Source organism: Reyranella sp., assembly GCF_004297265.1.
In the GTDB taxonomy this organism is placed as follows: Bacteria; Pseudomonadota; Alphaproteobacteria; order Reyranellales; family Reyranellaceae; genus Reyranella.
The window spans coordinates 88,354-112,436 of sequence record NZ_SCUT01000047.1 but is presented as its reverse complement, the minus strand read 5'-3'; the positions used below and the strand labels follow the sequence as shown (position 1 = coordinate 112,436).

The 24,083-nt window shown below is 67.2% G+C and carries 21 protein-coding genes and 1 other RNA gene; 10 read left to right on the top strand and 12 right to left on the bottom strand.

All coding sequences use genetic code 11. The features are described 5' to 3' along the window. The 3 genes from ssrA to EPO41_RS20550 all read left to right on the top strand — a co-directional run. Positions 1–114: a transfer-messenger RNA gene (gene ssrA, locus EPO41_RS20560) on the top strand; the annotation flags it as partial. A 104-nt stretch (positions 115–218) separates the two neighbouring features. Then, positions 219–779: a ClpXP protease specificity-enhancing factor SspB gene (locus tag EPO41_RS20555; RefSeq protein WP_296328959.1), complete on the top strand. Its 561-nt coding sequence runs from the start codon at positions 219–221 to the stop codon at positions 777–779. A gap of 67 nt (positions 780–846) precedes the next feature. Then, positions 847–2,463 (top strand): fumarate hydratase, encoded by a 1,617-nt coding sequence (locus tag EPO41_RS20550; protein WP_296328956.1) that lies wholly within the window; start codon positions 847–849, stop codon positions 2,461–2,463. Positions 2,464–2,557: 94 nt separating this feature from the next. Here EPO41_RS20550 and EPO41_RS20545 read toward each other — a convergent pair whose 3' ends face one another. The 3 genes from EPO41_RS20545 to typA form a co-directional block, all read right to left on the bottom strand. Beyond that, positions 2,558–3,028, bottom strand: a complete 471-nt coding sequence (locus EPO41_RS20545; protein WP_296328954.1) for an SH3 domain-containing protein — start codon at positions 3,026–3,028, stop codon at positions 2,558–2,560. A gap of 643 nt (positions 3,029–3,671) precedes the next feature. Then, entirely contained in the window at positions 3,672–4,073 is a 402-nt protein-coding gene (locus EPO41_RS20540) for a DUF6481 family protein (RefSeq protein WP_296328951.1), read from the bottom strand. A gap of 10 nt (positions 4,074–4,083) precedes the next feature. Then, positions 4,084–5,913 (bottom strand): translational GTPase TypA, encoded by a 1,830-nt coding sequence (gene typA, locus EPO41_RS20535; protein WP_296328949.1) that lies wholly within the window; start codon positions 5,911–5,913, stop codon positions 4,084–4,086. A 116-nt stretch (positions 5,914–6,029) separates the two neighbouring features. Here typA and EPO41_RS20530 point away from each other — a divergent pair, with 116 nt between their 5' ends. Next, positions 6,030–6,254, top strand: coding sequence for a ribbon-helix-helix domain-containing protein (locus EPO41_RS20530; protein WP_296328947.1), 225 nt, complete (start codon positions 6,030–6,032; stop codon positions 6,252–6,254). Here EPO41_RS20530 and EPO41_RS20525 read toward each other — a convergent pair. Together EPO41_RS20525 and EPO41_RS20520 are read right to left on the bottom strand one after the other, a co-directional pair. Beyond that, the gene (locus EPO41_RS20525; RefSeq protein ID WP_296328945.1) at positions 6,241–7,071 is read right to left on the bottom strand and encodes a nitroreductase family protein; all 831 of its coding nucleotides are present in this window, start codon (positions 7,069–7,071) and stop codon (positions 6,241–6,243) included. The two genes, EPO41_RS20530 and EPO41_RS20525, sit on opposite strands and share 14 nt — an antisense overlap. A gap of 8 nt (positions 7,072–7,079) precedes the next feature. Beyond that, positions 7,080–10,277: an AsmA family protein gene (locus tag EPO41_RS20520; protein ID WP_296328941.1), complete on the bottom strand. Its 3,198-nt coding sequence runs from the start codon at positions 10,275–10,277 to the stop codon at positions 7,080–7,082. A gap of 67 nt (positions 10,278–10,344) precedes the next feature. On the opposite strand from EPO41_RS20520, the gene EPO41_RS20515 reads away from it, so the two are divergent. After that, positions 10,345–10,530, top strand: a complete 186-nt coding sequence (locus tag EPO41_RS20515) for a DUF4169 family protein (RefSeq protein WP_296328938.1) — start codon at positions 10,345–10,347, stop codon at positions 10,528–10,530. 104 nt (positions 10,531–10,634) lie between these two features. Here the strand turns inward: EPO41_RS20515 and EPO41_RS20510 are convergent, their stop codons facing one another. From EPO41_RS20510 to EPO41_RS20495, 4 genes are all read right to left on the bottom strand, one after another. Next, positions 10,635–11,141 carry a helix-turn-helix domain-containing protein gene (locus EPO41_RS20510; RefSeq protein WP_296328935.1) on the bottom strand — a complete coding sequence of 169 codons (507 nt, stop codon included), beginning with the start codon at positions 11,139–11,141 and terminating at the stop codon, positions 10,635–10,637. Positions 11,142–11,259: 118 nt separating this feature from the next. Next, positions 11,260–12,009, bottom strand: coding sequence for a Bax inhibitor-1/YccA family protein (locus EPO41_RS20505; protein ID WP_296328933.1), 750 nt, complete (start codon positions 12,007–12,009; stop codon positions 11,260–11,262). Positions 12,010–12,143: 134 nt separating this feature from the next. Then, positions 12,144–14,663 (bottom strand): FtsX-like permease family protein, encoded by a 2,520-nt coding sequence (locus EPO41_RS20500; protein WP_296328930.1) that lies wholly within the window; start codon positions 14,661–14,663, stop codon positions 12,144–12,146. 10 nt (positions 14,664–14,673) lie between these two features. Then, entirely contained in the window at positions 14,674–15,333 is a 660-nt protein-coding gene (locus EPO41_RS20495; RefSeq protein WP_296328964.1) for an ABC transporter ATP-binding protein, read from the bottom strand. Between the two features lie 72 nt (positions 15,334–15,405). Between EPO41_RS20495 and EPO41_RS20490 the strand changes: the two genes are divergently transcribed. Both EPO41_RS20490 and thpR read left to right on the top strand, forming a co-directional pair. Then, on the top strand, positions 15,406–16,113 hold the full coding sequence (locus tag EPO41_RS20490) for an arylesterase (protein ID WP_296328929.1): 708 nt from the start codon (positions 15,406–15,408) through the stop codon (positions 16,111–16,113). Further along, on the top strand, positions 16,079–16,624 hold the full coding sequence (thpR, locus tag EPO41_RS20485) for an RNA 2',3'-cyclic phosphodiesterase (protein ID WP_296328928.1): 546 nt from the start codon (positions 16,079–16,081) through the stop codon (positions 16,622–16,624). The genes EPO41_RS20490 and thpR overlap by 35 nt, the downstream gene beginning before the upstream one ends. A 152-nt stretch (positions 16,625–16,776) precedes the next feature. Here the strand turns inward: thpR and EPO41_RS20480 are convergent, their stop codons facing one another. Both EPO41_RS20480 and EPO41_RS20475 read right to left on the bottom strand, forming a co-directional pair. Next, positions 16,777–17,820, bottom strand: coding sequence for a hypothetical protein (locus EPO41_RS20480; RefSeq protein WP_296328926.1), 1,044 nt, complete (start codon positions 17,818–17,820; stop codon positions 16,777–16,779). Beyond that, entirely contained in the window at positions 17,817–18,830 is a 1,014-nt protein-coding gene (locus EPO41_RS20475) for a tripartite tricarboxylate transporter substrate binding protein (RefSeq protein WP_296328925.1), read from the bottom strand. The genes EPO41_RS20480 and EPO41_RS20475 overlap by 4 nt, the downstream gene beginning before the upstream one ends. 54 nt (positions 18,831–18,884) lie before the next feature. On the opposite strand from EPO41_RS20475, the gene EPO41_RS20470 reads away from it, so the two are divergent. Beyond that, on the top strand, positions 18,885–21,035 hold the full coding sequence (locus EPO41_RS20470) for a N,N-dimethylformamidase beta subunit family domain-containing protein (protein ID WP_296328924.1): 2,151 nt from the start codon (positions 18,885–18,887) through the stop codon (positions 21,033–21,035). Here the strand turns inward: EPO41_RS20470 and EPO41_RS20465 are convergent. Next, entirely contained in the window at positions 21,019–21,504 is a 486-nt protein-coding gene (locus EPO41_RS20465; RefSeq protein ID WP_296328922.1) for a low molecular weight protein-tyrosine-phosphatase, read from the bottom strand. The genes EPO41_RS20470 and EPO41_RS20465 overlap by 17 nt on opposite strands. A 35-nt stretch (positions 21,505–21,539) precedes the next feature. Between EPO41_RS20465 and EPO41_RS20460 the strand changes: the two genes are divergently transcribed. After that, a complete protein-coding gene (locus EPO41_RS20460; RefSeq protein ID WP_296328920.1) occupies positions 21,540–22,274 on the top strand; it encodes an NAD-dependent deacylase in 735 nt (244 codons plus the stop codon). Positions 22,275–22,300: 26 nt separating this feature from the next. After that, positions 22,301–24,082 (top strand): acyl-CoA dehydrogenase family protein, encoded by a 1,782-nt coding sequence (locus tag EPO41_RS20455; RefSeq protein ID WP_296328918.1) that lies wholly within the window; start codon positions 22,301–22,303, stop codon positions 24,080–24,082. Position 24,083: the final 1 nt, after the last annotated feature.

The following is a 24,083-nucleotide window of genomic DNA, read 5'->3' as shown; positions in this document are numbered from 1 at the left end:
CCGTGACGGGCCATTCACAAGTGCTAACGATAACACCGTTACACTCGCTGCTGCCGCCTAAACAGCGGACGTAAGCGCGGTCCGGGGGGCACCGGGCAACAGAAGCCCCCCACTTTCCTTGCGGGCATCCCACTTTCTTTCCCGTCGATTGAGGGCTATTGCCATCGTTGACTCTCCGGCAAGGCGGGTCGATGCTTTCACGAAATTTCCGACAGGCCATGAACGATCGCTTTCACTACGACGCTCTCGTCGACGATGCGCTGCGCAGCGTCGTGCGGCGCGTGCTGACTCAGGTCGCGGAAACGGGCCTTCCGGGCTCGCACCATTTCTACATCAGCTTTCGCAGCGGCGATCCCGGCGTTGAACTGCCCGAATATCTGCGCGCCAAGTATCCCGAAGAGATGACGATCGTCCTCCAGCACCAGTACTGGGACCTGATCATCGGCGACACGGATTTCGAGGTGACGGTCAGCTTCAACAAGCAGCAGGAGCGCATAAAGGTCCCGTTCGCTGCGCTCTCGGCCTTCGTCGATCCGTCGGTGCGCTTCGGTCTGCAGTTCGACCGCCGCGACAAGGCCACGGGAGAGAAAGTTTCCGCCGACAAGCCGGAAAGCGCTGCCACGCCGACCCCGCTGCCCGTGCCCGAGAAGCGGCCGGCGCCGCCCGTTCAGGAAGGCGAGACAACGGAGGCCGACGGCGAGGCAGCGACGGCCGAAGCGCCCAAGTCCGAGGACGCGGCCTCCAAGGTCGTCAAGCTCGACAGCTTCCGAAAGAAGTAGGTAGACGCCGCGCCCCGGCTGCGGCAGGAAACCGGCGCCCCGACAGGGTCGCCAGGAGAGAAGACGCATGCCCGAATTCCAGTTCCAGGAAATGTTCCCGAGCCACGAGGACACGACGCCCTACCGCAAGCTCACCTCGGACTTCGTCGGCACCACGAAATTCAACGGCAAGGAAGTCCTGACCGTCGAACCGGAGGCGCTGACCACCCTGACGGCCGCCGCTTTCCACGACATTTCCCACCTTCTGCGCCCCGGCCACCTGCAGCAGCTCCGCAACATCCTCGACGACAGCGAGGCCTCGGCCAACGACCGCTACGTCGCGCTCGAGCTGCTGAAGAACGCCAACATCTCGGCCGGCGGCGTGCTGCCGATGTGCCAGGACACCGGCACCGCCATCGTCATGGGCAAGAAGGGCCAGGCCGTGTGGACCGGCGGCGGCGACGAGGAAGCGATCGCCCGGGGGGTCTACAGGACCTACACCGAGACCAACCTGCGCTACTCGCAGGTCTCGCCGCTGTCGATGTTCAAGGAAGTGCAAACCGGCACCAACCTGCCGGCGCAGATCGACATCTATGCGACCGACGGCGATGCCTACAAGTTCCTGTTCGTTGCCAAGGGCGGCGGCTCGGCCAACAAGACCTACCTGCACCAGCAGACGCCGGCCGTGCTGAACGAGGCCTCGTTGCTCAAGTTCCTCGACACGCAGATCCGTACGCTGGGCACCGCCGCCTGCCCGCCTTATCACCTGGCCATCGTGGTCGGCGGCACCTCCGCCGAGATGAACCTCAAGACGGTGAAGCTCGCCTCGACCCGCTACCTCGACGACCTGCCCGGCGAGGGCAACAACAAGGGCGTGGCCATCCGTGACCGCGAGATGGAGCAGAAGGTGCTGGAGCTCACGCGCCAGATGGGCATCGGCGCACAGTTCGGCGGCAAGTACTTCTGCCACGACGTGCGCGTGATCCGCATCGCCCGGCACGGCGCCTCGGTGCCGATCGGCATCGGCGTCTCCTGCTCGGCCGATCGCCAGGCCGTGGGCAAGATCACGAAGGACGGCGTCTTCCTCGAGCAGCTCGAGACCAACCCGGCGCACTTCCTGCCCGAGGTCGAGCCGGCGCAGCTCTCGGGCGACGTCGTCTCTGTCGACCTGAACAAGGGCATGGCCCACACGCTCTCGGTGCTGACGAAGCATCCGGTGAAGACGCGCGTGAACCTGAGCGGCACCCTGATCGTCGCTCGCGACTCCGCACACGCCAAGCTGAAGGAGCGGCTCGATCGCGGCGAGGGCCTGCCGGACTATTTCAAGCAGTTCCCGGTCTACTACGCCGGCCCGGCCAAGACGCCGACCGGCATGGCCTCGGGCTCGTTCGGCCCGACCACGGCCGGCCGGATGGATTCCTACGTCGACCTCTTCCAGGCCAATGGCGGCTCGATGGTCATGCTGGCCAAGGGCAACCGCAGCAAGCAGGTCGTCGACGCCTGCAGGAAGCACAAGGGCTTCTACCTCGGCTCGATCGGCGGTCCGGCCGCCATCCTGGCGCAGAACGTCATCAAGAAGGTCGAGGTGCTGGAGTACCCGGAACTCGGCATGGAGGCCATCTGGCGCATCCAGGTCGAGAACTTCCCGGCCTTCATCATCACCGACGACAAGGGCAACGATTTCTTCAGCGACCTGAAGATCTGATCGTCAGCGATCCGTCATCCTCGCACGACCCATGCCGCCAAAACCCCGGGAATCGTCCCGGGGTTTTTCGTTTCGTCTGTTGCGTATGTTTCGTTTATTTCGTTTGTATTTCTTGACGACGTCGCTGGTCGATCCACACGACGCCGTTGCGCGCATCGATGACCTGCAGCCGGGTTCCGCGGCATCCGAGGAGGCGGAACCTGGCCGTGTCGCCGTCCAGGGTCGCGAGGTTCTGGCCCAAGGGTCCTGGCCGGCTGTAGAGCGCACTGCCCGACCTGGCGTCGATCCCCAGCCGATCGGCCTGTACCCACCCATAGGGTTCGGCGCCCACTGCGATGCGCGCCCAGCCGCCCTGGCCGCCAAGGACGCTGACCACAGCATGGCCCTGAAGCGTCCCGATGGCGGGCGAGTCCAGCGTCGGCTCGGCCCGCACCGGCACGGTCTCGCCCCGTGGCAGCAGGACATGAGCATCGGTCGGCGTGCACGATGCGTCCCGACCGGTGCTCGCGTCGACCGAACGCTCGACGACGGCGAAGCCGGCCAGCACGGCCACCGTGCCGATCATGGCACGAATCATCGAAAGTCCCTTCCCACGTCCCACCGGCGGCTCGCCAGCGGCCGGTGCTTAACCCCGCCCGTTCTAGGTCCGCTCTGCAGCCTCGTCGTGGCGGGCTTTGTAAGATTTGTGTCCCATCCCGCGCTAAACTGGCCGCATGAACCTCGCCAAGCAGCATCTCGACGTCGGCCTCTTCTCCAACACGCGCGACGCACAGCTCGCCTTCTGGCAGCGGACGGTCGGCTTGCCTTACGACCACATGGGCAAGCTGGGCGGCGGCATGCAGCAGCATCGCCACCACATGAACGGCTCGATCCTGAAGATGAACCATGCGCGCGGGCCCCTGCCCGACGTGCCGCCCTCGGGCATCATCGGCCTCGAGATCGCGCGCGAGGGACTTACGGCGCCGCAACCGCTCGCAGATCCGGACGGCAACCAGGTGACGCTGGTGCCGAAGGGCCGGAACGGCGTCGAGGGCATCGCGATCCGGCTCCGGGTCAACGATCCTGCCGCCCACGACCGGTTCTGGACGCACGCCATGCAGTTCGAGCGCGTGGGCGAGGGCCGCTACCGCTGCGGCGACTCACTGGTGGTGATCGCAGAGCAGGGCAAGGAGGTGTCGGCGTCTTACGCCGACGGAGGGGTCATAGACCTAACGCTTGCCCTTGCGGGCCTTGCGGGCGGCGTAGCGGGCGTCGCGGGCGGCCTTCTGCTCGGCCTCGGTGAGGACCGGCTTGGCCTTGCGGCGGGCGGCACGTTCGGCCTCTTCGGCTGCTGCCGCAGCAGCGGCTTCGGCGGCGGCGGCTGCAGCCGCCTCCTCCGCGGCGATCCGTGCGGCTTCGCGCTCGGCGGCGATCCTCGCCTCTTCCGCCCGCTTGGCTTCCCGGCGCTCGTTCTCGCGCGCCTCGCGGGCGGCCGCGAGGGCGGCCCGCTCGGCCTGCTTCTTGAGGAGTTCCGGATCGTTGGCCTTGGCCTTGGCCTTCTCGAGCAAGGCCTGCTTGGCCGCCGCGGCGGTCGCCAGGCGATCGCCGAAATCCACGTTCCTGCCGCTCATGTCCTGGTCTTTACTCCGCCGCCGCAGCGGCCTGCTTCTTGGCCCGCTTGCGGTCCTCGGCATTGAGGAAGCGCTTGCGCAGCCGGATCGATTTCGGGGTGATCTCGACCAGTTCGTCTTCTTCGATATACGCGATCGCCTGCTCGAGGGACATCTTGCGTGGCGGCGTGAGGCGGACCGCCTCGTCCTTGCCCGCCGCGCGGATGTTGGTGAGCTGCTTGCCCTTCAGCACGTTGATCTCGAGATCAGTGCCGCGGCTGTGCTCGCCGATGATCATGCCCATGTAGACGGGCACGCCGGGCTCGATGAACATCGGGCCGCGATCCTCCAGCTTCCACATCGCATAGGCGACCGACGTGCCCTCTTCGTTGGCGATCAGCGCACCGTTGCGCCGGCCGGCGATCGGGCCGCGATAGGCGCCGTATTCGTGGAACAGGCGATTCATCACGCCGGTGCCGCGGGTGTCGGTCAGGAATTCGCCATGATAGCCGATCAGGCCGCGCGACGGGGCGTAGAACACCAGGCGGGTCTTGCCGGCGCCCGACGGCCGCATGTCCTGAAGCTCGCCCTTGCGCAGCGAAATCTGTTCGACGACGGCGCCGGTATAGGCATCGTCGACGTCGATCACGACTTCCTCGATCGGCTCCAGACGCTGGCCAGTGACCGGGTCGGTCTTGAACAGCACCTTGGGACGGCCGACGGCGAGCTCGAAGCCCTCGCGGCGCATCGTCTCGATCAGCACGCCGAGCTGCAGTTCGCCGCGACCGGCGACCTCGTAGGAATCGGCGTTCTCGGTGTCGGTGACGCGGATGGCGACGTTGCCCTCGGCCTCGCGCATCAGGCGGGCGCGGATCATGCGGGTCGTGACCTTGTCGCCTTCCCGGCCGGCCAGCGGCGAGTCGTTGACCATGAAGGTCATCGCCAGCGTCGGCGGATCAATCGGCTGCGAGGTGATCGGCTCCGAGATCGTCAGGTCGCCGATCGTGTCGGCCACGGTGGCGACCTTCATGCCGGCGATGGCCACGATGTCGCCCGCGTCGGCCGAGTCGAGCGCCACGCGCTCCAGGCCACGGAACGCCAGGATGCGCGTGATGCGCGTCTGCTCGAGTTCCTTGCCGTCGCGAGCCAGCGCCTTGACCATCGAGTTGGGCTTGATCGAGCCCGACAGGATGCGGCCGGTGAGGATGCGGCCGAGGAAGTTGTCGGCTTCGAGCGTCGTCACCAGCATGCGGAAGGCCGGATCCGGATCGATCTTCGGCGCCGGCACGTGGTTCACCAGCAGCTCGAACAGCGGCGTCATGTCCGTGTGCTCGGCCTCGAGCGAGGTCGCAGCCCAGCCCTGGCGGGCCGAGGCGAAGAGCGTCGGGAAGTCGAGCTGCTCGTCGGAGGCCTCGAGCGCGGAGAAGAGATCGAACACCTCGTCGTGCACCTCGTGGGCGCGCGCGTCGGAGCGGTCGACCTTGTTGATCAGCACGATCGGCTTGAGGCCGAGGCGCAGCGCCTTGCCCAGCACGAACTTGGTCTGCGGTAGCGGCCCTTCGGCCGCGTCGACCAGCAGCACCACGCCGTCGACCATCGACAGGATGCGCTCGACCTCGCCGCCGAAGTCGGCGTGGCCCGGCGTGTCGACGATGTTGATACGGGTGCCGTGCCACTCGACCGAGGTCGCCTTGGCGAGGATGGTGATACCCCGTTCGCGTTCGAGGTCGTTCGAATCCATGGCGCGCTCGGCCACCTGCTGATTCTCGCGGAAGGTGCCGCTCTGCTTCAGCAGGCAATCGACCAGTGTGGTCTTGCCATGGTCGACGTGCGCGATGATCGCGACGTTACGGATATCCATAATGATGTGTCCGGAGGGGGTTGGTTGGGCGCGCTTATACGCACGCTCTGTGACGGCGGCAAGGCAACATGAGAGGGCGTGTTGCCGCTGCCGGGGCCTGCTGCCACAGTCCCGTCATGCGTAAACGCTCGGTCACGATCGACGGCCACCGTACCAGCATCTCGCTGGAAGATGCCTTCTGGACCGAGCTTTCAGCCCTGTCACAGGCACGCGGCCTGTCGCTCAACGCCCTGGTGGCCGAGATCGACCGCGGCCGGACGCAGGAGCAGACCAACCTGTCGAGCGCGCTGCGGCTTTACGTGCTGCACGAACTGAAGCAACGCACGATCAGTCGAGATTGAAGCCCTTCGCACGCACGAATGCACCGAAATCGGCGCGCTCCGGCACCGAATATTGCCGCGCCTTGTCCTCGGACCAGCCGTAGGCCGGGGCCTCGCCGAATTTCTCCACGAAGCGCTGGGATTTGTAGGGCTGGGTCTCGTTGCGCCGCCGGTCGTAGGCCTCGACCTTCTCCTTGAGGCCTGTCTCGTCATAGCGGTCGCGATGAATCGACACGTCGAGGCCCAGGCGCGGGCTCATCACGCCCTCGAAGGACGGCCAGCCGACGCCCAGCCCGGCCACCGGGAAGACATGCTGCGGCAGGCCGAGCACCTCGGAGACGCGACCCGCCTGGTTGCGGATCTGGCTGATCGGGCAGGTCCCGAGCCCCACCCGGTCGGCCGCGGCGATGAAGGTCGCGAGCACGATGCCGGCATCGACGGCAGCATTGAAGAACGGGTCGAGATGGTCGTTCACGAAGGGCCGGCCGCGCCAGTCGAACAGCAGCCGGTGCCGGCGATTGTTGCCGCAGAAGACCAGCAAGGCCGGGCCGGCGGCGGCCCACGGGTTCTCGGGGATCAGGGCCTGAAGCTTCTCCCGCTGCATCTTGTCGGTGACGATCACGATGTCGGCCTGCTGCAGGTCGCTCTTGGACGGCGCCGACAGGGCCACGGCGCAGAGCGTGTCGAGCAGCGCCGGATCGAGCGGCTTGTCGGAATAGCGCCGCACCACCCGCCGGTTGGCCATTTCCACCAGGACCTCCACCCCCTTCGGGGCCTTCGACAGTGCGGGCGCGGAACCGAACCGTGCCTTCAGCACGGACTTCAGACGATCAAGCACGGGAACTCCTAACGGCCGAAAATATTGGGGATCGGAATGTTGGGGATCAGCGAGCGCGGCTGCCCCGGGAGAATCGTCTGCTCGAGCTGCTGCAGCTGCTGCGCCCCGGGCAGGGTGCTGGTCATGCCCGGCGGATCCTTGGCGCTGCCGCGCGTGACGTTGAGCGACGGCGAAGACATGGAGCCGCGCGCGGTCGTGATCAGGTAGGGCGCCGACCCGTCCTCGGCGATGTAGAAATTGACCGTCGTGTCGGTGGTCGAGGCGCCGAGATTGGTGCGCGTGGAGATCCGGGCCGTGGCGCGATTGCCCTGGACGCTCAGCCCCCTGTCGGTCAGCACGCCCCCCGCGAAGTCGACATGGCCCGAGATCGGGCTGTCGTGGTTGACGAAGCGATTCAACACCAGCGAGATCGCGTTCAGCATGCTGGTCGGCGACATCCCGCGCTGGCCGACGGCGCCCAGGACATTGCCCAGGGTCTGGTCGATCACCGTGCTGGCGGCGCCCGCCGCCATCGAGCCCAGCATCTGCAGGGCCCGGTCGGCACCGATGAAGACGTGCCCGCTCAGCTGGGCGCCCCCCGCCATCGAAGCCCTGATCTGGTCGGCGGTCGTACCGGCGCCGCGCACGGTGATGCCGTTGGCATTCAGCTTGCCGTCGACCGTCACCTTGATGGCGCTGCCGAACTGGTTGGAGCCGGAGGTGCTGCGCAGCATCTCGCCCAGGATGATGCTGTTGGCATCGCCCTTGAAGTCCACGGAGAGCGCCGGCCGGGTGGCGTCGACGGTGCCGGCGAGCGCCAGCGAGCCGCCATAGAGCGAGCCCTTGAAGTGCTGGATCGTCAGAACGCCGTCCTTGAGCGAGGCCGAAAGGTCGGCATTGCCGATGCGCAGGGGCGAACTGACCAGAGTGGCGGCCACCAGCTTCAGGGAACCGTCCATGCTGCGCAGCGGCGCCGTGTCGATCGGCTTGGCGGCCGCCTGTCCCCGGGCGGCCGGTCGTGCCGGGGCTCCACCGCCGCTGCCGCCAATCCGGTCGAGGTCGAGCACGTTGGCACGCAGGTCGGCATTGACCGTCGTGCGGCCGGTCAGGCGGGCATCGATCGACCCGTCGACCGACTGGCCGTTCAGCACCAGGTTGCCCTTGTAGGAGGCCGACTGCGGCGCGCCCTTGGACGCACCCGGCAGCGCCAGCGTACCGGTGGCCTTCACGGCCTGGCCCATCGCATTGACGGACAAATCGCGCAGGGTGAGCTGCTCGATCGTGCCGGCGACGCCGCCGCTCGCACTCACCGCGCCGAGATCGGACGGCCCGGTAGTGCCGGCGACCTTGAGCACGCGGCTCATGTCGGGCGCCTCGAAGTTGAAGGCGATGTCGGCCCGCGGCTGCACCGCCGAATAGTTGGCGACGGTGCCGCGCACCGCCAGACGGGCGCCCCCGAGGTTCGAAACCTTGACGTCGTTCAGCCGCAAGGTGCTGCCCTGCAGCGCCACGTCGACATCGACGCCCTGGATCGTCTCCTTGTTGTAGATGAGCTTCGCCACCTTGGCCTTGAGACCGACCGACGGACCGGCCACAGCGGGCGCCGCTGGCGGCGTCGAGGCACCCGCCGCAGCCGGCTTGTGCTGCGCCGCCACCGGGACGAGGAAGGAATCGAGGTCGAGCGTGTCGACGTTCACGCTGGTCACGATCGACAACGGCACAGTGAAGGTGACCGTCACGCCACCGCTGCCCTTGAGGTCGTCGAGCTCGAAGAGGGCATCGCTCACCTGGACGTTGCCACCGGTCGAGGACATGCGGCCGCGCAGGCTGAGCTTCTGCAGTTTGGACGGCGGCACCGAGGAAAGATCGACGGCGAGCCAGGACAGCGTTTCGCGCAGCTTCGGCCCGACCATGCTGAACTGGCCGGTGACGCCCGGCCGCGCCGTATCGCCCGTCAGGGTCGATTGCGCCTGCAGGACCATGTCGCCCGGCAGCGTGGCCGTGAGCTTCGGCACCGCCACGGCGCCGCCCTTTGCATCGATCTCCAGCACGACGTTGCGGACCGGCTGCTTGTTGTAGATCACCTCGCCGACTTCGATGGCGACTTTGGCGGTGAGATCACTCAGGAAGCTCTGCGACGTCGTCGCGGGAGCAGCGGTGGAAGCAGCAGGCGCCGCTGCGGGCGCAGTTTCCTGCAGCGTGACCAGCCATCGGTCGAGATCGAGCTTCGGCACGGCGAGCTTGCCCTCGACGGCGAGTCTGGGCTTCAGCGTGAGCGAAAGTGATCCCGAGCCGCTGTCCTGCCCCAGGGCGATCTTGAAATCGCGCGCGGCGAATGCCGTCTGGGACACGTCGACGGCGCCATCAAAGCTGAACTTGCCGGCGAGCAGGGCCGGCAGCACGGGCTCGGGCTGGCCGGCGAGCTTCACCAGCGTGCCGACGAAGGCGGTGAGCGATTCGGCCGAGGCGGAAGCCACGCCGGAAATCTTCGCGGCCGCGCCGAGTTCGCTCAGCGTGCCCTTGAACCCGAGCTTGCCGCCGCCCGCCTGCAGGGCGAGGTCGGCGGTGTGGCCATTGGCGCCGCGCGCGCCGACGGCGAGGTCGAGCCTGAGCGGCGCCCCGTTAATCGAGGCGTCTCCCGCCAGCGAATAGGGACCGTCGAGCGAGCCGATCGAAGCGGTGAAATTCGCCTTGTCGGCGACCACCGAGAGGCCCGCCTTGGAATCGCTGAAGATCAGCGTGCCATTGTCGATGGTGAGCTGGCCGAGCGATAGCGGCCGCGGCGCGCTGGGCTTGGGGGCCGCGGGCTTCGCTTCGGCGACCGACGGCGCAAACTCCCAGTTCGGCTTACCCTCGGCGTTGATCTCCAGCACGATCTTGGGTTCGACCAGCGTCACCTCGCTGACTTCGATGCTGCCCCCCAGCAGGGCGAGCAGCGACGGCTTCACGGTGACCGACTTCACCTCGACCATGTTGGCGTTCTTGGAGCCGGGCACGTTGAAGAACTTCACGCCCGTCACCGAGACGGTCGGCGTCGGCAGCAGCGACAGCGAGATCGGCCCGTCGATCACCAGGTCGCGGCCGGTGGCCGTCTTCACCTGCGAGACGATCAGCGGCTTGTAGGAATTGACGTCGATCAGGGCGGGCAAGGCCACGAGCGCAACGACCAGTAGCGCGACGATGCCGCCGCCGCCGATCAGGAGACGCTTGCGGGTTGTTGGTGTCATGGCAGGGCTCCCCGGTCCGGCAGGGCAAGACTAGCGCATCGACTGCAAGCACGGCATAGAGAAATCGATGGCCGAGATCGTCAACCTGCGACGGGCGCGCAAGGACAAGGCGCGACGCGAACGCGAAGCGGAAGCCGACGCGAACCGCCGCCGCTTCGGCCGCACCCGCGCGGAGAAGGAAGTCGACAGGGACGCCGCGGAGCGCACCGTGCGCACGCTCGACGGCAAGCGGCTGGAGCCGGAGAAGGACTAGGGTCTCTTGTCGTCCTGAGCGCAGCGAAGGACCTCAAGCCAGCCACCGAGTACCCTGGTCGTTCAGCCAGGTCCTTCGCTCTGCTCAGGACGACTGAGGAGCCGCTACCGCGCCGGCCGGTTGAGCGCCAGGCGTTCGAAGAAGGTGCGCGTGGTCTCGTCGGCGCCTGGTCCCGCCACCGCGCGGACGTTGGTGAGTTCGAGGCGGCGGCCGCTCTCGGCGTCGATCAGCACCGGCTCGAGTGGGCGGTTGTCGGCACGATCCACCAGGTCCATCGGCTTGCCGGCGCGCGCGGCCGCGCCGAAGCGGTCGCCCCATTGTTTCAACCCGACGATCACCGTGAACAGCGCGGCCCCCTTCTCGGTGAGGCGGTATTCGTGGCGCAGCGGACGCTGGCGATAGGCGGTCTTCCGGAAGATTCCGGCCTCGACCAGCTTCTTCAGCCGCGCGGTGAGCACGTTGCGCGCGATGCCGAGATTTTCCTGGAAGTCGTCGAAACGGCGCACGCCGTAGAAGGCATCGCGCACGATGAGGAGCGTCCACGGCTCGCCGACGACATCGAGCGCCGAGGCGATCGAACAATTCATCTGCTCATAGGAGGTGCGCCGCATCCCGAAAGTATAGGCCGGCAGGCGCACGGCGCAATCTTGGCAGGCGCGTCATTCTCCAAAACAGAACGCCCGGGTCTTTCGACCCGGGCGTCCTTTCGATTTCCCGAAGGGCAGTCCGCTAGTCGCGCGACTGGCCCAGGAAGCTCATCAGGAACTGGAACAGGTTCACGAAGTCCAGGTAGAGGCTGAGCGCGCCGAAGATGGCGACCTTCTCGACCATCTCCGTACCCCAGGCCTCGGAGTACTGCTCCTTGATCTTCTGGGTGTCGTAGGCGATCAGGCCCGAGAAGATCAGCACACCCGCGGCGGAGATGATGAAGCTCATCGTGCCCGACGGCCAGATCATGTTGACGAGGCCGGCCAGGATGAGGCCGATCACGCCCATGAACAGGAACTTGCCCATCGCCGTGAGGTCACGCTTCGTCGTATAGCCGTAGAGGCTCAGCGCGCCGAAGGCGGCGGCCGTCACGAAGAAGGTGCGCGCGACGCTGGCACCGGTGTAGCGGAACAGCAGCAGCGACAGGCTGACGCCCATCAGAGCCGTGACCGCCCAGTAGACCGCCTGGATCGCTCCCACGCTCATCTGAGCGGCGCGGAACGAGGTGAGAAGCAGCAGGCCGAGCGGCGCGAAGATCGCGATCCACCCCAGGATGTTCAGGCCGACGACACGGCCCGCCTGCACCTGGAAGAACAGGCTGGCGAGCTCGGCGGAGCTGAACAGGCCGAAGGCCACGATGCCCGACAGTGCGAGCCCCGAAGCCATGTAGTTGTACACGCGCACCATATGGGCGCGCAGACCGACATCGAACGACGCCTGGTCGGCAACGGTGCCGGCGCGATTAAAGGTGCCGAAGTTCGGATTTACCATTTGGTTTCAAGCCTCCAAGGGGGCCTCGTTTGCCGAGCCCCTTCGACGATAATCTGGGGTTACAGATCGACTGAATCAATAGCCAAGTAGCTCGACGGGATTCCAATTTGGAGCCGTTCCGGAGAATAATTAATTCACTCATTGCGCAACAAGGCAAGCGGTCTTTGCCGCAATGCCGCCAGGGTTCCCGCCAGCCCGAAGGCCAAGGTCAGCGCCATGGCCCCCACCGCGACCGCCACCGCCACGGTCGGCAGGAACGTCCATTCGAGGTTCATGAGCCGGCGCACGACCAGATAGGCGGCCAGCGTCCCCACGCCCAGCGCCGCCACGGCGGTGGCGAGTCCGAGGAAGGCGAACTCCCAGGCGAAGGTCCCGGCGATGCGCGCGCGGGTCGCGCCCAGCACCTTCATGACGACCGCCTCGTGAACGCGGCGGCGCTGGGTGGCGAGCATGGCGCCCGCCAGCACGAGCACCCCGGCCAGGATACTGAGGAAGCCGATCACCCGGCTCGCGAGGCCGATATTGCCCAGCACGCCGGCGGCCGTCTCGATGGCGTCGCGGATGCGCACCACGGTGACGTTGGGGAACTGGTCGGTGACCGCCTTGAAGATCGCGTCCTCGGCCTCGGGCGTCGATTTCACCGTGGCGAGGAAGGTGTGTGGCGCCTTGTCGAGCGTGCCCGGCGAGTAGACGAACACGAAGTTGATGGCGAGCGTCGTCCATTCGATGCGGCGCAGCGAGGCGATCTTCGCTTCGATGTCGCGGCCCAGGACGTTCACGGTGATGCTGTCGCCCAGCCCCAGGCCGAACTGGTTCGCCAGATTCTCGTCGAAGGAGATGAGCTGCGGCCCGCGATAGTCGGCCGGCCACCATTCGCCGGCGACGATACGGGAGCCCTCGGGCGGCGTCGCCGAATAGGTCACCCCGCGATCGCCCTCGACCGCCCAGCGCGCGTCGGACGGCACCGCGATCTCGCCGACGGGTTTGCCGCCGATCTTGACGATGCGCCCGCGCAGCGACGGCACCTTGTCGAGCGGCCCGGCGCCGGGAATGGCGGCGATCGCCTTCTCGAAGGCCGGCATCTGGCTCGACTGGATGTCGACGAAGAAGAAGGCGGGGGCGTCGCTCGGAATGCGCCGGGTGAGCTGTTCTCGGAGATTGCCCTCGATCAGGGCCGTCGCCACCAGCACGGTGAGGCCGAGGCCGAGCGACAGCATGACGATCGGCGTCGGCGCACCCGGCCGGTGCAGGTTGGCCAGCGCCAGCCGAAGCGCAGCGAATTTGGGCTTGCCGATCCAGGCAGCGCCCAGCATCAGCAGCCGCGCCAGCAGCGGAAAAGCGATGAAGGCGCCGACCGAGCCCAGCACGAAATAGGCGGCGATCCGGCGGCTGTCGGCGGTGAAGATCGTGAAGGCCGCCAGCGCCATGGCCGCTGCGGCGATGATCAGCGCGTCGCGCCAGGCCAGCCGGCCGCCCTGTTGGACCACGGCGCCGCGCATCAGGGTCGCGGCCGAAACGCTTCGGGCGCGCATCAGCGGCATGAGGGCGAAGAGGAGCGAGACCAGCAGGCCGAATCCCGCAGCAGTCGCCAGCGGTCCGGCATAGAGCGCCACGCGCGCTCGCACCGGCAGCACGTCGGCGATCGCCGACTGGGCGACGAAGGGCAGTGCGGCGCCAATCACCAGGCCGATGCCGACGCCCAGCGCCGCCAGCGCCGAGAGCTGGATGAAGTAGGTCGTGAAGACCAGTCGCTCCGGCGCACCCAGGCACTTCAGCGTAGCAATCGTCCGCAGCCGCGCGGCCAGGAAGCTGGAGACCGCATTGCCGACGCCGACTCCGCCCACCAGCAGCGAGGCGAGACCGATCAGGCCGATGAACTGGGTGAGTCGGTCCAGCCAGAAGCGGATGCCGCCGCCGGCATCGTCGAGGCCCCTCACCCGCCAGCCGGCATCGGGAAAGCGGGCCTTCAGCGCCGCGACGACCGCCTTGTCCGAGCGTCCGGGCGGCAGGCGCAGGCGATATTCCCAGGTGAGCAGGCTGCCGGGCTGGACGAGGCCCGCTTCCAGGGCGGCGTCCAGGGGGATCATGAGACGCGGGCCGAGGCTCGCGAAGGCATTGAGGCCGCGGTCGGGCTCGTGCGCGATGATGCCGCGCACCTCGACCGCCGTGTCGCCGACCTTCAGCATGTCGCCCGGCGCCATGTTCATGCGGCGCAGCGCCGATTCCTCGAGCGCGGCGCCCCAGATACCGTCACGCTTGCCCAGCGCGTTGGCGAGCGTCCCGCCATCGGCCATCTCGACCTTGCCGTAGAGCGGATAGGCCGGTTCGACGGCCTTGAGCTGCACCAGCGTGGGTCGTCCGTCGGGCTTGGTTGGCCGCGCCATGGCCCGGCTGTCGAGCCAGCGCACGAACTCGCCCTGTTCGCGCATGAAGGCGATCTGCTCGGGCGTCGCCTCGCGATAGAGCAGCGAGATCGCCACGTCGCCGCCCAGGATCTCGCGCGCATCGGCGCGCAGCCCTTCCTCGATGGCGCGGCTGAACGACAGGATTGCCGCGATGGCACCGACGCCCAGCGCCAGGCACGCGATGAACAGACGGAAACCGCCGAGGCCGCTGCGCATCTCGCGGCGCGCGAGGCGGAAGGCGAGGCTCATGGCGACGCCGTCACTGCGCGGCGAGCGCGCGCAGGCGATCGTCCGCGACCAGCAGGCCGTCGGCGATGCGCAGCACCCGGTCGCAACGCTCGGCGAGGCCCATATCGTGCGTGATCAGGATCAGAGTCGTGTTGTCGGTGCGCGCGACCTCGAACAGGAGATCCATCACCTGCTTGCCGGTGGCGCCGTCGAGATTGCCGGTCGGTTCGTCGGCCAGCATCAGCCTGGGCCGGCCGACGAAGGCGCGGGCGACGGCCACGCGCTGCTGCTCGCCGCCGGACAGCTGCGCGGGATAGTGGCCGATGCGATGGCCGAGCCCGACACGCTTCAGCGCCGCCTCGGCGAGTTCGAACGCATCGGAACGGCCGGCGAACTCGAGCGGCAGGGCCACGTTCTCGTGTGCGGTCATGGTGGGAATGAGATGGAAACCCTGGAAGACGATGCCGATATGGTCGCGCCGCAGGCGTGCCCGGTCGTCGTCGCCCATGGGGCCGAGATCGTTGCCCACGACTTCGACCCTGCCCGAGGTCGCACGCTCCAGCCCTCCCGCCACCATCATCAGACTCGACTTGCCGGCACCGGACGGCCCCACCACGGCCGTAATCTCGCCCGCCGCGATGTCGAGAGTGACACCGCGCAGGATATTGACCGTGCCGGCATCGCTCGCCATGTCGAGATGCACGTCTTTGAGACGAACGATGGGACTTAGCTCGACCAAGCGGGCTCCTGGGACAGGCAAGGAATGAAACTGCAATCTCGATATGGTGGTTTTGCGGCGACGGTCAATTCACGGATCGCGGCGTTCGTGGCGCTGGTCCTGTGCCTTGCAGCCTCCGCAGCCCATGCACAAACCGGGCAAACGGCGGCCGAGCCGGTGAAGCTCGCGATCCTGGGTGACAGCCTGGCCGCGGGATACGGCCTCGCCCCCGCCCAGGCCTTCCCGGCCCGCCTCCAGGCGGCACTGAAGGACAAAGGCCGTAACGTCACCGTCATCAATCACGGCGTTTCGGGCGATACGACAATGGGCGGCCTCGAACGCATCGACTGGATGATGGCCGACAAGCCCGACATCGTGCTGGTCGAGCTGGGCGGCAACGACATGCTGCGCGCCCTCGATCCGGCCGCCACCGAGCGCAATCTCGATGCCATCCTCGACAAGTTGAAACAGGCTGGCGCCACCGTATGGCTGGTCGGCATGCTGGCGCCGCGCAACTTCGGGCCGGAATACGTCAAGCAGTTCGACGGGATCTACAAGAAGCTCGCCGACAAGCACGGCGTGCCGCTCTATCCCTTCTTCCTCGACGGCGTGGCCCAGGACCCTGCACTCAACCAGCCCGACGGCATCCATCCCAACGCCAAAGGCGTCGACGTCATCGTCGAACGCATCCTGCCTTTCGTTACCAAGAATCTCGACGATGCCGCGCCTGTTCGTCGCCCTGCCCGTCCCTGACGAAATCGCCGACGCGCTGTCGGCGTTGCAATCGGGCGTGCCCGATGCGCGCTGGGTGCCGCAGGAGAATCTCCACATCACGCTCTGCTTCGCCGGCGAGGTGCAGGGTGGCATGCTGCGCGACTTCGAGGAGGAGCTGGCCGACATCGAAGGTCCGCCCTTTCGGGTCGCCATCGCCGGCGTCGACCAGTTCAGCAACGGCAAGCAGCCCCGCGCGCTGGTCGCCCTCGTCGGACGCAGCGAGCGCCTCGACTGGCTGCAGCAGAAGGTGACGACCGTCGCCCGCAACTGCGGCATCGAGGTCGATCGCCGCAAGTATCGTCCGCACGTCACCCTGGCGCGCTTCCCGGCGGGCGGCGAGACCGGCCATCACATCGCACAATTCATGGCGAGCCACGGCACGTTTCGCGTGGAGCCATGGGTGGCCGAGCACTTCACGCTCTATTCGAGCCGTATCGGACGCAGCGGTCCGATCTATACGGCCGAAGCGGAGTATCGGCTGACGTTTTGAGTTTGCCCCGTCATCTCGACCGGAGCGCGCAGCGCGGAGTGGAGAGATCTTCTCTCCACCATTTGCCCGCTTTTGGTTGAGGGAAGGTCTCTCCGCTACGTCTCGCTTCGCGAGGCTTCGGTCGAGACGACGGGATATTTATTTCGCGCCCTTCACACGAACGTCAGCAGCCGCCGCGGGTTGTCGACCAGGATCGCGTCTATCTCGGCCTCGCTGTAGCCGCGCTTCTGCATCATCGGCACGACGTTGCGGAAGATGTGGCCGTAGCCGTGTCCGCCGAAGCTCGCGAGACGCGTGCGGTAGCAGATGTCGTGGCTGATCACGACCCTATCCAGATGATCCGCCTCGATGAGCGCCCGGATCAGCTTGAGTCGCGTCGCGTCGTTGGGCATGTCGATGTCGCTGAGGCCGTAGTAGCTCGACTCCTGGCCGAACAGGTCGAACTCCACCGTCACGCCCGAGTCGGCCAGCTTCAGCAGCCGCGGCTCGTCGAAGATGGTGCGGTCGATGTGGCTGATGACGATGCGCTCGGTCGGAAAGCCCGCCGCCTTGGCGAAGTCGGCGACCTCCTGTGGCTGGTCGGGATCGCGGCCGGGATGGACGTTGATCGCGGCGCCGGTCTCGGTGGCGGCAATGAAGGCGCCCTGCATCACGCGCTTCTCGGTGTCGGTCCACGGTGCCTGGCAGCCGATCTCGCCGATCATGCCGGCGCGGACGTCGGTCCCCCAGGCGCCGTCGTGGATCTGGCCGATCATCTCGGCGGCGAAATCCTCGACGGTGCGGTCGTGGTTCTTCGGGTCCTGGTAGTCGTTCACGTAGTAGCCGCAGCCCATCACGAGGTGCACGCCCGTGCCGGCCGCGATGCGGCGCAGGCCGTTGGGATCGGGTGAGAGGCCGCCGCAGGACAGCTCCACGATCGCGTCGCCGCCCTCGTGCTTCATCATCGCCACCTCGCGGGTGGCGATGTCCTCGAGGTCGAGCATGTACTTGCGGCCGGCGCGCTTCAGGCCGCGGCCGTAGTTGATCTGCCAGACATTCTCCAGGGTGATCTCGGGGCCGAGATCGTTGTCGGAGCGCGTGCCGGGCGGGCGGATGTCGCAGAGCACGTGCTCATGCATCAGCGTGCGACCGAGCTTCCCGGGCTCGATCGGCCCGAGAACGGTCTGGATCTTTCCCTTCAGCTCGCGACGGCTCATTGCGGCTCCAGCTTGGCGGCCTCGACGACCTTCTTCCACTTCACGTACTCGCTCTGCATGTGCTTGGCGAGGTCCTCCGAGGAGCCGCCCAGCTCGGCGGCGCCGGCGTCGCGAATCTTCTTGATGACGTCGGGCTGCTTGGAGGCCTTCACCAGCTCGTCCGAGAGCTTCTTCACGATCTCCGGCGGCGTGCCGGCCGGTGCCGCCACGTACCACCAGGGTGCGGCATCGAAGCCGGCATAGCCCTGCTCGGCGATGGTCGGCGTGTCCGGCAGCGCAAACCAGCGCTTGCCCGAGCTGACACCCAGCGCCCGCAGCGCGCCCGACTGGATGTGCGGCAGATAGGGCGGCAGATTGTCCATCGTGCTGGGGATGTGCCCGGCCAGCAGGTCCTTCAGCACCAGCGAGCTGCCGCGATAGACGACATGCTCGACCTTGAAGCCGCCCAGCGACTGGAAATATTCCATCGCGAGATGGCCCGTGCCGCCGATCGCCGGGGAGCCGAAGCTCACCTTGTTCGGACCCTGCTTCTTGCAATATTCGACATATTCCTTGGCCGTCTTGACCGGCATGTCGGGATGCACCGCGAGCACATTGGCGACCTCGCCGAACAGCGCGACCGGCGCGAAGCTCTTCACGCCGTCGTAGGGCATGTTCTTATAAAGGAACTGGTTGGTGACGGCGGTACCGACCGTGCCGAGCAGCAGCGTGTAGCCGTCGGCCGGTGACTTGGCGACGATCTCGGCGCCGACATTGCCGCCGGCGCCGCTCTTGTTGTCGACCACCACGGTCTGGCCCCAGACTTCCTGGAGATGCGCTGCGGCGATACGGCCCAGCAGGTCGGTCGTTCCGGCCGGCGCGAAAGGCACGACCATACGGATCTGCTTGTTGGGGTAGGTCGACTGCGCCCAGCCGTGGCGCGCGAGCATCGGCGCAGCGAGAGGAACGGCGACCGCGCCCGCGATGAGGCTGCGGCGTCCGATTGTCTTGGCGATTGTCTTATTGGTCATGGCGAAGCTCCCTTGTTTCAGGCGACTATATCGGCCGCCAATTGGGAGTTAAATGTGACCGCAGCATTGATTGGGTACACGGATCGCATCTCGGTACGGAGCGGCGAGAAGATCGCCTTCAAAGTCTCGAGCACGGGACCGAACCCGTACCACGCCATGCTGGTCCGCATCGTGCGCGGCGATCCCAATCCCGGCGGACCGCCGCCCAAGCTCGAGGACCTGTCCGAGCTGTTCGACGGCCGTTTCGCCTCGCGCGTGCAGAACGCATGGCCCGGCTCCTACGGTCTGGTCGAAGCGGCGAAGGACGCAAAGATGCCCGCGGCCCTCCACGTCGAGGCGTTGATCTGGCCGACCCTGCCCGAGGACGGGCCGCAGACGGTGATCTCGCGCCGCGATCCCGCGACGGGCGCAGGCTTCGCGCTGGTCCTGACCCCGGACGGCATGGCGCTGGAGACCGGCACGGATCGCATCGTGGTGGGCAAGAAGCTGCGGGGACGCATCTGGTATCGCGTCTGGGCCAGCGCCGATCCCGAGACCGGCACCTTGCGCGTCGGACAGCAACCGCTCGCGCGCGCGTTCGGCACCGACGACGAAGGCCAGGCGAGCGGCAAGGCTTCGTCTCCCGCCCTGGAGGCCGCCGCGCCGGTGATGATCGGCGCGGAGCCGGCGACCGACAGGCCGGCGCGGCGCTGCTTCAACGGCAAGATCGAGGCGCCCTGCATCCAGGGGTTTGCCGCCTGGGATTTCACCCGCCGCATGGACTCGATGGAGATCGAGGATACCGGCCCCAATGGCCTGCACGGCAAGCTGGTCAACCTGCCGACGCGGGCCATGAAGGGCTCGGCCTGGACCGGCGCCGAGCGCGACTGGCGGCGCGCGCCGCATCACTATGCCGCCATCCACTTCCATGACGACGACCTGCACGATTGCGGCTGGCTCGACGATTTCAGCTTCACCGTGCCGAAGGAAATGAAGAGCGGCGTCTACGGCATGCAGCTCACCTGCGGGAGCCACCGCGACGTCATCCCGTTCTTCGTGCGGCCGCAGGTCGGCAAGCCGCAGGCCAAGGTCTGCTATCTCGCCTCGACCTTCACCTATCAGGTCTATTCCAACTTCTCGCGCGGCATGTACGACGACGCCTTCCGCAAGAGAGTCGCCGACTGGAAGGCCTATCCGCACAATCCGGATGAGCACGGCGATTACGGCCTCTCGACCTACAACCATCATCGCGACGGATCGGGCGTGGCCTATTCCTCGCGCCTGCGGCCGCTGCTGACCTGGCGGCCGAACTATCTCAGTTTCAACGACGAGGCGGGTTCGGGCCTGCGCCACCTGCCGGCCGACACGCATCTCACCGGCTGGCTCGACCGCATGGGCGTGGCCTTCGACGTGGTGACCGACCACGATCTCGACGAGAAGGGCGTCGAACTGCTCGCCTCCTACAAGGTCGTGCTGACCGGCTCGCACCCCGAGTATCACACCGCGGGCACGCTCGATGCGCTGCAGGCCTATACCGAGAGCGGCGGTCGGCTGATGTACCTCGGCGGCAACGGCTTCTATTGGCGCGTGGCGCTGTCGCCCAGGGTGCCTGGCGCGATCGAGGTCCGGCGCACCGAGGGCGGCATCCGCACCTGGGCGGCCGAACCCGGCGAGTACTATCACGCGTTCGACGGCGCCTATGGCGGCCTGTGGCGGCGCTCCGACCGGCCGCCCAATCTCCTCTGTGGCATCGGCTTCTCGAGCCAGGGCACCTTCGTGGGCGATTCCTACCGGCAATCGCCGGCCGCGCGCGACAATACTCATGCCTGGGTGTTCGAGGGCGTAAACGACGAGTTGTTCGGCGGTTACGGCTTCTCCGGCGGCGGCGCGGCGGGCTTCGAACTCGACCGGCTCGACCATCGCCTGGGCAGCCCGCTCAACGCCGTGGTGCTGGCCTCGTCGGAAGGCCACGACCGGAAGAACTTCGTCGTCGTGCACGAGGAGCGGCTGGGCTTCACCACGACCATTCCGGGCCAGTCGCTGGAGCAGCTCATCCGCGCCGACATGACCTATATCGAGAAGCCCAAAGGCGGGGCCGTGTTCTCGGTGGGCTCGATCACCTATTGCGGCAGCCTGCCCCACAACAAATTCGACAACGACGTGTCGCGACTCACCTTCAACGTGCTGAATCGCTTCGGCGAACTCGGCCTCAAATGGCCTTTTTGACCTCCGGCGTGAGCTTCGCCAGCAGGCCGCGCGTGGCGGCCTCGATCATGCCGATGGCGCGCTCATAATCGTCGACCGTGCCGCCGAACGGATCGGGGATGTCGAGGACGCCGAGCGGCGGGGCGTAGCTCATCAGGAGTTGCGGCTTGCCGGCCAAGTCGCGCGGCGCCAGCCAGCGCATCTCGACGAGATGGCCGCGGGTCATCGCCAGCACATGGTCGAAGTGCCTGATGTCCTCGCCCGTAATCTGACGGGCGCGGATGCCGGTGATGTCGTAGCCGCGCGCCGCCGCCGCATCGATCGCAGGCTTGGTCGGCGGTTGGCCGACATGGCTGGCGCCGGTACCGGCGGAATCGATCTCGAAAGCGTCGGCCAGGCCGGCCTTGGCAGCCAGCGACCGGAATACGCCCTCGGCCGTGGGTGACCGGCAGAGGTTTGCAGTGCAGACGAACAGGATGCCGATGGTCATGGTCGCCGACCCTAGCACGGCGCTAGATTGGCGGCATGCATCAGGATTTCTTCCCGCCCGGCATTGCGGTGCTGACCGGTGCCGGCATCTCCAAGGAAAGCGGGATCGACACGTTCCGCGACGCGGACGGGCTGTGGAACCGGGTCGACCTCGAGGAGGTCGCGACCCTGGAAGCCTGGCACCGAGACAAGAAGAAGGTGCTCGACTTCTACAACAGGACACGCGCCATGTTCCGGGCGTCCGGCATCGCCCCGAATGACGCGCACAAGGCGCTGGCCCGGCTCGAGCGTGAATATGAAGGTGAAGTTACGGTCATCACGCAGAACATCGACCCGTTGCACGAACTGGCCGGGTCGAAGCGGGTGATCCACATGCACGGGCGCGACGGCGAAATCCGCTGCATGGCCTGCAAGGCGGTGTTCGAGTCGGACAAGGACCTCACGCCCGTTTCCGTCTGCCCCAATTGCAAGGCGGTGGGCGAACTGCGCCCCAACATCGTCTGGTTCGGCGAGATGCCGATGCATCTCGACGAGATCTACGAGGTGCTGGAGCGCTGTGGCCTGTTCCTCGCGATCGGCACGTCAGGCGAAGTCTATCCGGCTGCCGGCTTCGTGCTGCACGTGCGTCGCCACGCGCCACGCGCCCGCACGGTCGAGCTCAACCTCGAGCCAACCGACAACAAGAGCCTGTTCCAGGAGCACATCTACGGCCCTGCCACGGAGATCGTGCCGCCCTATGTCGCACGCGTGCTGACGCAGGGCTGGCGATAGAACGAGAAGAAGAGACGGAGGAAGACATGCCCGACATGATTCACGTGCCGCACGGCGCCCACCACATCGCGGCCGACGCGCACGGCCAGAACTTCTATGCGATCGATCGCCAGTTCCAGGACCTGATGCGGCTCTACATGGAGCCCGGCCTGCTCCGCCAGGTGACGCCGCATTTCGAGCGGCTGGGCGGGCTGGCCGGCGGCCGGCTCGACGAGCTGGCGATGGTCGCCGACAAGCATCCGCCGGTGCTGCAGCCGCGCGACCGCTTCGGCCGCGACGAGGACTGGATCGACTACCATCCCGCCTATCGCGAGATGGAGAAGATCGCCTTCGAGGAGTTCGGCATGCACGCGATGAGCCATCGCGCCGGCGTGCTCGGCCTCGCGGAGCCTGCCCATCCGCTGGTGAAGTACGCCATCACCTACCTCTTCGTTCAAGGTGAGTTCGGCCTGATGTGCCCGATCTCGGTGTCGGATACATCGAACTTCATCATCAAGCGCTACGGCTCGCCCGAGCTGAAGAAGCTGCTGCTCGACCGGCTGCTGAGCCAGGATCCGGCAACGATGCTGAAGGGCACGCAGTTCATGACCGAGAAGGCCGGCGGCTCCGATGTCGGCGCGCTGGAGACCGAAGCCGAGCGGGTGGGCGTCGGCCCCGACGGCGTCGAGCGCTGGAAGCTCTACGGCCAGAAATGGTTCTGCAGCCATGCCGACGCCGATGTCGCGGTGATGCTGGCGCGGCCGCGCGGCGCGGCGCCGGGAACGTCGGGTCTCGGCCTGTTCGCCCTGCCGCGGCGACTGGAAGACGGCAGCCGCAACAGCTACCGGATCGTGCGCCTCAAGGACAAGCTCGGCACGCGCTCGATGGCCTCGGGCGAGATCATCCTCGACGGCGCCACGGCTTACCTCGTGGGCGACGTGAACCGCGGCTTCAAGCAGATGATGGAGCAGGTCAACCTGTCGCGGCTGAGCCACGGTGTGCGCGCCGCCTCGATGATGCGCCGCTGCCTCAACGAGGCGCTGGCCGCCGCGCGCGGTCGCCGGGCCTTCGGCCGCGCCATCACCGAGTATCCGCTGCTGCGCCGCCAGCTCATGAAGATCCTGCTGCCGACCGAGCAGGCGCTGTCGATGTTCGCCTTCTCCGCCGACGCGATGGGCCGCGCGGATAAAGGTGACAAGGAGGCCGCGAACCTGCTGCGCATCCTGACTCCGGTCTACAAGTTCCGCGCCTGCCGCGACAATATCCCGGTCGCCAGCGCCGCCCTCGAGGTCAAGGGAGGGCTGGGCTACATCGAGGAATGGGTGACGGCGCGGCTGGTGCGCGACGCGCAGATCGGCACCTTGTGGGAGGGCACCTCCAACATCAACGCGCTCGACGTGGTGCAGCGCGCCGTCGGCAAGTCGGGCGGTCACAAGACGCTCTCCGCGGCGCTCAAGGCAAAGTACGAGCCGAGCGGCGCCCTGCCCGGTCAGTACAAGGGCCTGCTCGGCGCCACGCTCGACCGGGTCGAACGCTTCGTCGAGGCGGTGGCGCAGGACCCCAAGCACGAGAAGCGCTCCCGCCTCGCCGCCGGCGCCCTCTATCACGCGACGACGGCCGCGCTGCTGGCGTGGGAAGGCGCCACCCTCGGCGCCGAGGGCGGCGACGCCCGCCGCCTCTTGTTGTCGCGTCTGGTCATCGAACACCGCCTCGCCCCGCAGGACCCGCTGTCGCTCGGTGAGTCGGGCTGGGAAGAGGAAGCCATCAACCTCCTCCTCGACGATGCACCGGTGCCGTTGGCCAAGGCGATGGCACTCGTGGCGGCGTGAC

Excerpts from the sequence above, each read along its gene's own strand:
- EPO41_RS20555 (WP_296328959.1), top strand. The coding sequence starts at position 219 with ATGAACGATCGCTTTCACTACGACGCTCTCGTCGACGATGCGCTGCGC.
- EPO41_RS20550 (WP_296328956.1), top strand. The coding sequence starts at position 847 with ATGCCCGAATTCCAGTTCCAGGAAATGTTCCCGAGCCACGAGGACACG.
- EPO41_RS20545 (WP_296328954.1), bottom strand. The coding sequence starts at position 3,028 with ATGATCGGCACGGTGGCCGTGCTGGCCGGCTTCGCCGTCGTCGAGCGT.
- EPO41_RS20540 (WP_296328951.1), bottom strand. The coding sequence starts at position 4,073 with ATGAGCGGCAGGAACGTGGATTTCGGCGATCGCCTGGCGACCGCCGCG.
- typA (WP_296328949.1), bottom strand. The coding sequence starts at position 5,913 with ATGGATATCCGTAACGTCGCGATCATCGCGCACGTCGACCATGGCAAG.
- EPO41_RS20530 (WP_296328947.1), top strand. The coding sequence starts at position 6,030 with ATGCGTAAACGCTCGGTCACGATCGACGGCCACCGTACCAGCATCTCG.
- EPO41_RS20520 (WP_296328941.1), bottom strand. The coding sequence starts at position 10,277 with ATGACACCAACAACCCGCAAGCGTCTCCTGATCGGCGGCGGCGGCATC.
- EPO41_RS20515 (WP_296328938.1), top strand. The coding sequence starts at position 10,345 with ATGGCCGAGATCGTCAACCTGCGACGGGCGCGCAAGGACAAGGCGCGA.
- EPO41_RS20510 (WP_296328935.1), bottom strand. The coding sequence starts at position 11,141 with ATGCGGCGCACCTCCTATGAGCAGATGAATTGTTCGATCGCCTCGGCG.
- EPO41_RS20505 (WP_296328933.1), bottom strand. The coding sequence starts at position 12,009 with ATGGTAAATCCGAACTTCGGCACCTTTAATCGCGCCGGCACCGTTGCC.
- EPO41_RS20500 (WP_296328930.1), bottom strand. The coding sequence starts at position 14,663 with ATGAGCCTCGCCTTCCGCCTCGCGCGCCGCGAGATGCGCAGCGGCCTC.
- EPO41_RS20495 (WP_296328964.1), bottom strand. The coding sequence starts at position 15,333 with ATGGCGAGCGATGCCGGCACGGTCAATATCCTGCGCGGTGTCACTCTC.
- EPO41_RS20490 (WP_296328929.1), top strand. The coding sequence starts at position 15,406 with ATGAAACTGCAATCTCGATATGGTGGTTTTGCGGCGACGGTCAATTCA.
- thpR (WP_296328928.1), top strand. The coding sequence starts at position 16,079 with ATGCCGCGCCTGTTCGTCGCCCTGCCCGTCCCTGACGAAATCGCCGAC.
- EPO41_RS20480 (WP_296328926.1), bottom strand. The coding sequence starts at position 17,820 with ATGAGCCGTCGCGAGCTGAAGGGAAAGATCCAGACCGTTCTCGGGCCG.
- EPO41_RS20475 (WP_296328925.1), bottom strand. The coding sequence starts at position 18,830 with ATGACCAATAAGACAATCGCCAAGACAATCGGACGCCGCAGCCTCATC.
- EPO41_RS20465 (WP_296328922.1), bottom strand. The coding sequence starts at position 21,504 with ATGACCATCGGCATCCTGTTCGTCTGCACTGCAAACCTCTGCCGGTCA.
- EPO41_RS20460 (WP_296328920.1), top strand. The coding sequence starts at position 21,540 with ATGCATCAGGATTTCTTCCCGCCCGGCATTGCGGTGCTGACCGGTGCC.
- EPO41_RS20455 (WP_296328918.1), top strand. The coding sequence starts at position 22,301 with ATGCCCGACATGATTCACGTGCCGCACGGCGCCCACCACATCGCGGCC.